Source organism: Streptomyces sp. NPDC001700 (genome assembly GCF_053596435.1).
Genome location: NZ_JBSFGE010000039.1, coordinates 58,445 through 65,052, shown reverse-complemented (window position 1 = coordinate 65,052; position 6,608 = coordinate 58,445). Strand labels below are relative to the sequence as shown.

Annotated in this window: 5 protein-coding genes; all 5 read right to left on the bottom strand. The window is 74.9% G+C overall.

Going from position 1 to position 6,608, the window contains the following annotated elements; all coding sequences use genetic code 11:
* The coding region (locus tag ACWC5C_RS39955; protein ID WP_450883914.1) for a hypothetical protein at window positions 1-209 on the bottom strand (209 nt) is incomplete at its 3' end.
* Window positions 206-1,285: an AAA family ATPase gene (locus tag ACWC5C_RS39950; RefSeq protein WP_450883912.1), complete on the bottom strand. Its 1,080-nt coding sequence runs from the start codon at window positions 1,283-1,285 to the stop codon at window positions 206-208. The genes ACWC5C_RS39955 and ACWC5C_RS39950, both read right to left, overlap by 4 nt.
* On the bottom strand, window positions 1,282-2,946 hold the full coding sequence (locus ACWC5C_RS39945; protein ID WP_450883910.1) for a VMAP-C domain-containing protein: 1,665 nt from the start codon (window positions 2,944-2,946) through the stop codon (window positions 1,282-1,284). The genes ACWC5C_RS39950 and ACWC5C_RS39945 overlap by 4 nt, the downstream gene beginning before the upstream one ends.
* Window positions 2,947-2,959: 13 nt before the next feature.
* Window positions 2,960-3,907: a trypsin-like serine peptidase gene (locus ACWC5C_RS39940; RefSeq protein ID WP_450883908.1), complete on the bottom strand. Its 948-nt coding sequence runs from the start codon at window positions 3,905-3,907 to the stop codon at window positions 2,960-2,962.
* A gap of 154 nt (window positions 3,908-4,061) precedes the next feature.
* On the bottom strand, window positions 4,062-6,497 hold the full coding sequence (locus ACWC5C_RS39935; RefSeq protein ID WP_450883906.1) for a molybdopterin-dependent oxidoreductase: 2,436 nt from the start codon (window positions 6,495-6,497) through the stop codon (window positions 4,062-4,064).
* Window positions 6,498-6,608: the final 111 nt, after the last annotated feature.

Below are 6,608 nucleotides of genomic sequence, written 5' to 3'. Positions count from 1 at the left end.
GGCTGGGCGCCGGGCGGCGGCGGGGCCGGGGGCGCGGGCGGCGGGGCGGGCTGGTCACCGGGCGGCGGGTCCGGGGGCGCGGCGGCGGGCGGCCGGGCAGGGGTGATCTGCCCGGCCAGCCACAGCAGTTCGGCGACCTCGCGCACCGTCAGGTCCTCGTCGCCGCTGAATCGCCTCGCCAGGGCGAGCGCCTCGGTGATATCGGTCATGCGGTGTCGTTCAGCGGGCGCAGCAGTTCGCGCAGGACCGTGGGCCATTCGGGGTCGCCGGTGTGGTCGGCGGTGTGCTCCAGCCGGAGGGTGTTGAGCAACTGGTCGGTGGCGAGGAGCTTGCGGCCCTCCTCCAGGTCCTTCGCGAAGGCCGTCAGCCGTTCCTCGGAGGCGCGCAGCACCTCCGGGCCGAGGTGGGCCGCGACGATGCGGTCCAGCTTCTGCCGGGACGGCGGCCGGATGTCCAGCCGGACGCAGCGGCGGACGAAGGCGGGCGGGAACTCGCGCTCGCCGTTGCTGGTGAGGACGACGACGGGGAACTCGGCGCAGCGCACCCGCCCGTGCCGGACCGGTTCGCGGCGCAGTCCGTCGTCGGTCATCACGCGGATGTCGCAGGCGGGGTACCGCTGGAGTTCGGGGATGGTGAACTGCCCGTCCTCCAGCACCGAGAGGAGGTCGTTGGGCAGGTCGACGTCGCCCTTGTCGAGTTCGTCGATGAGCAGGACGCGGGGGCGGTCGGAGGGGAGCAGCGCGGTGCCGAGGGGGCCGAGCCGCAGATAGGTCCCGATGTCGTGGTCGCGCTTTTGGCCCTGCTCGCCGTGGTCGCGCTTCTCGTCCTGGAGGCGGCCGATGGCGTCGTACGCGTACAGCCCGTCGGCGAGGGTGGTGCGGCTGGTGACGGACCAGTGGAGGACGCGGCCGAGGCCCAGTTCATGGGCGATGCCGTGGGCGAGGGTGGACTTCCCGGTGCCGGGTTTGCCGGTGACCAGGAGCGGGCGGCGCAGATGGATGGCGGCGTTGACCATCCGGGCCTCTTCGGGCTCGGCGCGGTAGGTGGTGGCCACGCCGGTGCGGCCGGTGCCCTCGGTGGTGTGCCCGTCGCAGCAGGGTTCGGCCGCCCCGCCCGGGTCCTCGCCGGTTTCGGGGCGGACGCCGTCGAAGCGGCGCCAGGGCGGGGGTTCGGGCAGGGTCCAGTCGGTGCGGCGGACGCCGTCCCCGTAGTAGATCCACCAGGCGGGCGGCGTGGGCCGTTCGGGATCGGTGGTGACGGGCGGCTGCCGGTCGTCCGCGTTCATCGCTTGCCTCCTTGGTGGGCCCGCGGGCCCCCGAGTCGTCTGAGCCGTTCGGGGTGCCAGCCGGGGTTGTCCCACAGCACCGCGATCCCCGCGCCGTCGTGGGCTTCCTCCGGGCACCGCGCCGCCTGTCGGCGCAGGGCCAGTACGGTGCCGGGCAGCCCGGCCAGGCCGCCGTCCGCGACGACGAGTTTGGCCACCCGCGTGGGCCGCCCGGGCGAGGCGGCGCCGTTCGGGCCGGGCCGCCACCACACGGCGGCGGGCACGCCCTCCTGGATGGCGCACAGCAGGGCGTCCGGGACGGCGGCCAGGTGCGGGTAGGGGTAGGTGAGGAAGAGGCAGCTGATGTCCTCGCGGTCGGCCACTTGCCCGGCGAGCGCCTGGAGGGCGGCGGCGTCACCGATCAGGGGCTCCTGCTCCGGGTCGGCCGGGCCGCATCGTCCGGTCTCCTCGGGCGGGGTGCCGTCGCCGTGCAGCCAGTGCGGTCCGGGCGGCGGGCCCTCGTCGGCGGGCGGCTCGCCCAGCCGCTCCCAGCGGGCCAGCCACTGGGCGGTGGACCAGCCGTCCCGCAGCCGGTCCAGGGAGCGGACGACGACCGGCACGCAACGGCCGATGGGGCGGGGCACGGCCAGCTCGCCGCCGCCGCGCAGGTTCCACTCGTCGACCGGCCAGCCCAGCGCCTCCCAGGGCAGCAGGAATTCGAAGAGCAGGCACTCGGGGCCGAGATGCTGGACGAAGGGCTGGAGCCGGGAGATGAGCCGCTCGGCCGCGGCGGGGATCGCCTCCGCCGGGTGCGGGGTGTCGTCCTGGAGCTTGATGCCCAGGCAGCGCTCCCCCCGGTAGAGCCAGGCGGCGAGCCGGTAGCGGTCGCCGCCGGGGTCGCAGCGCTCGGCGCGGACCAGACAGCTGGTGTACGGGGGCGAGGCGGCATCGGCCGCGGACGTGGCGGCGCCACGCTCCTCGGTGAGCCGGTCGGCGGGCATCCGGCCGGTGCGGCGGCCGGCCGCGGTGTCGATCCAGGCACGCAGTTCACCCCGTACGGGGTCCTCCGCGCGGGCGGCGAGGTGTTCCAGGAAGACCAGCAGCGGCGGGACCCGGGTGTCGGGGCTGTTGCGCGCGTCCAGGTCGTCGACGAGGGCGGTCACGCTGCGGGCCTGCTCGGCGGCGAGCAGACCGTCCTTGGCCACCAGGACGCCGAGGGACGAGGCGGCGGCCCACAGCACCTCGCACAGCTGGTCCGGGTCGGTGGGGCAGCGGGGATCGTCCAGCAGCGCGTCGAGGTCCCGGCGCTCGTCGGCGCCGAGCAGCCCGGGGACGACGGCGGGCAGCGGGGCCGGGGCGCCGCCGGGGAGGGCGTCGTAGGCGTCCCGCAGCGCGGTGATCCAGGGCTGCGGACCGCCGTAGTCCTGCTCCAGCGCGTCGAACAGCCGCCGCATGACGGCGGGCAGATGCACCCGGTGCTCGAACACGGCGAACAGCTGCGGCACCAGCGCGGCGCCGTGGTCGGCGGGCCACACGACGTCGATCTGGGCGCGGGCGAGCAGCATCCGGGCGCGGGCGGCGGTCTCCAGGCGTCCGGCCAGCTCCGTCACGAGGACGGGGCACCACTGGAGGCGCGCTCGTTCGGCCAGGATCTCTCGCTCCGGCCCGATCGGAAGTGCCACGCTCACCGTCGCCTCAGGGTGCGAGGGAGGCGATCAGGTCGGCCAGCCACCGCACCGGAACGCCCTCGTTGCTGTAGACGTGCCCGGCGCCGTCCGGGGCCGGGAGGTGGCCGCCCGCGCGGTGCACGGCCACCACCCGCCACCGCTCGTCGAAGGCCGGGGAGCCGGAGGAGCCGGGCAGGGTGTCGGTGTAGTAGAGCAGCCGGTGTTCGTCCGCGTGGCTGACCACGTTGTGGTAGAGCGCGATCTTCTTGGGAGCGCCGCCGGGGTGCTGGACGATGTTGACCCGCTTCGGCACCGGCGCCCCGGGCGGGGCGAAGGTGAGCGCGCCCCACCGCCCGGTCAGCGGCTCCCGGGCGCGGACGACGGTGAGGTCGTGGCGCTCGGAGGTGGCGAAGCCGAGGTCCGGGGCGAGGGCGTACGACGTCCCGCCGTCGATCTCGCCGTCCAGTCCCTCCTGGTAGCCGAGGACGAGGCGGGCGCTCTCGGCGGCCGCCTTGTCCGGGAGGACATGGCCCGCGGTGACGACGAGGTCGCCCGCCGCCAGGAAGCCGGTGCCCAGCGCTTCCACGTCGTTCCGCAACAGCCCCACGGCGCCCGCCGCCCGCAGCCCGCTCTCCAGGAACGCCAGCGGCAGCAGGGTGCTCTGAGCACCCATCAGCTTCTCGGCACCGTCGACGGACCCCACCCCGGGCGGGGCGGGGGTCGCGGCGGGCGGCGCGGGGACGTCGAGCGCGCGGGCCAGCGCCCGGCGCAGCAGCTCGTCGTCCGGGAACTCGCCGACCATGATGGTGAGCAGGGCCGCGCGCTTGCCCCGGTTGTCCGCCTCGCGCAGCGTGGCGTGCCACAGGTCCAGCGCGCCGCCCCCGAAGTCCACCATGCCCGTGGGGATTCCGGACATCTGCATCAGCCGCCGGACGGTTCTCGCCTCCGGGTACAGCTCCGTCAGCCGGGCGGTCAACGCGGCACGTTCAGGCTTGCCTTGTACCAACGTGACCTCCCGGAAGTGTCCGATGAGCGGAAAGCTTAGCGCCGCATCGACACCGATATTCCGTTTGTCCACAAGATGGCATCACGACCCGCTCCGCTCCCCCGGGAGCGCTTCGTCCCTGTCCTCAATGTGACATCTCGTGGGCCCGGACGGCGGGCAGCGGTCCGTCGTAGCGTTCGACCTCGACCCGGGCGAGCTGGCCGGTGCAGCCCTGGGCGAGCCGGGAGGTGCCGGTGTCGCGGGTCACCGCGTTGGGGTTGCCGTGGACGCAGGTGGCCACCTCGGGGGCGGAGGGGTCGAACCAGGCGCCGGTGGCCAGTTGGATCACGCCCGGCCGCACCGCGTCGCTGAGCACGGCCCCGGCCAGGCAGCTGCCCACGGTGGAGCGGACGCGCACCACGTCGCCGTCGCGCACGCCGCGCGCCGCCGCGTCGCCGGGGTGCATCCGGGCCGGTTCGCGGCCGCGGACCTTGGAGGAGGCGCTGAGTTCACCCTGGTCGAGCTGGCTGTGCAGCCGGGTCGGCGGGTTGTTGGCGACCAGGTGCAGGGGGTACGCGCCCGGGGCCGCGTCGTCATCGGGATCGGGTGGCTCCGGCGGCAGCCAGGCGGGGTGGCCCGGGCAGTCGTCGTAGCCGTACGAGGCGATGGTGGCCGAGTACAGCTCGATGCGGCCGCTCGGCGTGGCCAGCGCCGCGCCCTCGGGGTCGGCGCGGAACCCGGCGTACAGGGTGCGCTGTTCGCGCAGGGACCGCAGCGGGACGCGGCCCGCGCGCCAGAAGGTCTTGAAGTCCTCCTCGGGCGCGTACTCCGGCGGCAGGCCCCGGCGCCAGCTCTCGTAGAGGTGTTCCAGCCAGCCGCGCGCGTCGCGGCCCTCGGTGAAGGCGTGGCCGACGCCGAGTTCGGCGGCGAGGTCGCTGAGGATCCGGTAGTCGTCGCGGGCCTCGCCGACCGGGTCGGCGACGCGGTGCATGGCGATGAGCGCGGTGTCCTGTTTGGCGCCGCCGATGTCCTCGCGCTCCAGGGTGGTGGTGGCGGGCAGCACGATGTCGGCGTGGCGGGCGGTGGCCGTCCAGTGCGGCTCGTGGACCACGACCGTGTCCGGGCGGGCGAAGGCGCGGCGCAGCCGTCCGAGGTCCTGGTGGTGGTGGAACGGGTTGCCACCGGCCCAGTGGACGAGCCGGATGTCGGGGTAGGTGTAGCGGCCCCCGTCGTACGCGTACTCCTCGCCCGGGTGCAGCAGCAGATCGGCGATCCGGGCGACGGGGATGAAGTCGGGGACCGGGTTGGTGCCCTGGTCCAGGGTGGGCAGCTTGTACGGGAGCGTCCCGGCGCCGGTGCCGCCGGTGGCGCCGTACCCATGGGCGAAACCGCCGCCGGGCAGCCCGATCTGGCCGAGCAGGCAGGCCAGCGCGATGCCCGCCCACAGCGGCTGCTCGCCTCGGTGGGCGCGCTGGAGCGACCAGCTGAGGGAGACCATGGTGCGCCGCTCGGTCAGCTCCCGGGCGAGGGCGGCGATCCGGGCGGCCGGGATGCCGCAGATCTCCTCGGCCCAGCGCGGGGTCTTGGCGGCGGAGCCGTCCCGGCCGAGGACGTAGCGGGCGAAGGCGTCGAAGCCCTCGCAGTGGCGGCGGCAGAAGTCCGCGTCGTACCGGCCCTCCTCGATCAGCACATGGCACAGCGCCAGCATCAGCGCGGTGTCGGTGCCGGGGACGGGTGCCAGCCACTCGGCGTCCAGCTCGTCGGCGAGGTCGTCGCGCAGGGGGCTGACCAGGATGAAGCGGGCGCCCCGGCCATGGGCCGCGCGCAGCAGGTCGGCCGTCCGGTGGCGGCTGATGCCGCCCGCGTTGACCTGCGTGTTCTTGGCTGGCATCCCGCCGAAGCAGAGAAAGAGACCGGTGTGCTCGGCCAGCACGGACAGCGGGGTGGGATTGCTGATCGGGGCGTCGTCCCCCACCACATGGCGCAGCAGGGTGGTGGCGGCGCCGAGGCTGTAGGTGTTGACGGAGCGGGTGTAGCCGCCGAGGCAGTTGAGGAACCGGTGGATCTGGCTCTGCGCGTGGTGGAAGCGGCCCGCGCTGCCCCAGCCGTACGAACCGCCGAAGATCGCCCGGTTTCCGTGGTCGGTGCGGACCCGGTCGAGTTCGCGGGCCAGCAGCGGGATCACCTCGTCCCAGGGGACGGGCACATGGCCGTCGCCGCCACGGGCCGGGTCGGGCCCGGGGCCGTGCTCCAGCCAGCCCCGGCGCACGTAGGGGGTGAGCACCCGGTCGCGGGGGCCGAGCGCGGCGGGCACGTTGCGCAGCAGCGCGGCGGGGTGGGGGTCGCGGGGGTCGGGGGTGACGTCGAGGCCGCCGTCGGGGCGGACGACGGCCTCGAAGGCGCCGTAGTGCGAGCTGTGGGGGTGGCCACGGGGCGTGGCACCCGGGTGCGGAGGCGTGCCGTCGCCTTCGTGGGACGTGTCGTCCTGGGCCGTGCCGCCTTCGTGGGCCGTGTCGCCGTGGGACGTATCGTCGCCGTCCCGGGACGGGTCGTCGGCTCTGCTGCTCGCTGCCGTGCTCATGCGGTGATCTCGCCTTTCGTGTCGGTCCTTCCCTTTCTCCCCTTCCTCTGATCGCCCCGCTCACTCCCCCTCGGCCGGTCCGGGGTCCGCCATCAGCCGGACGGCCCAGGG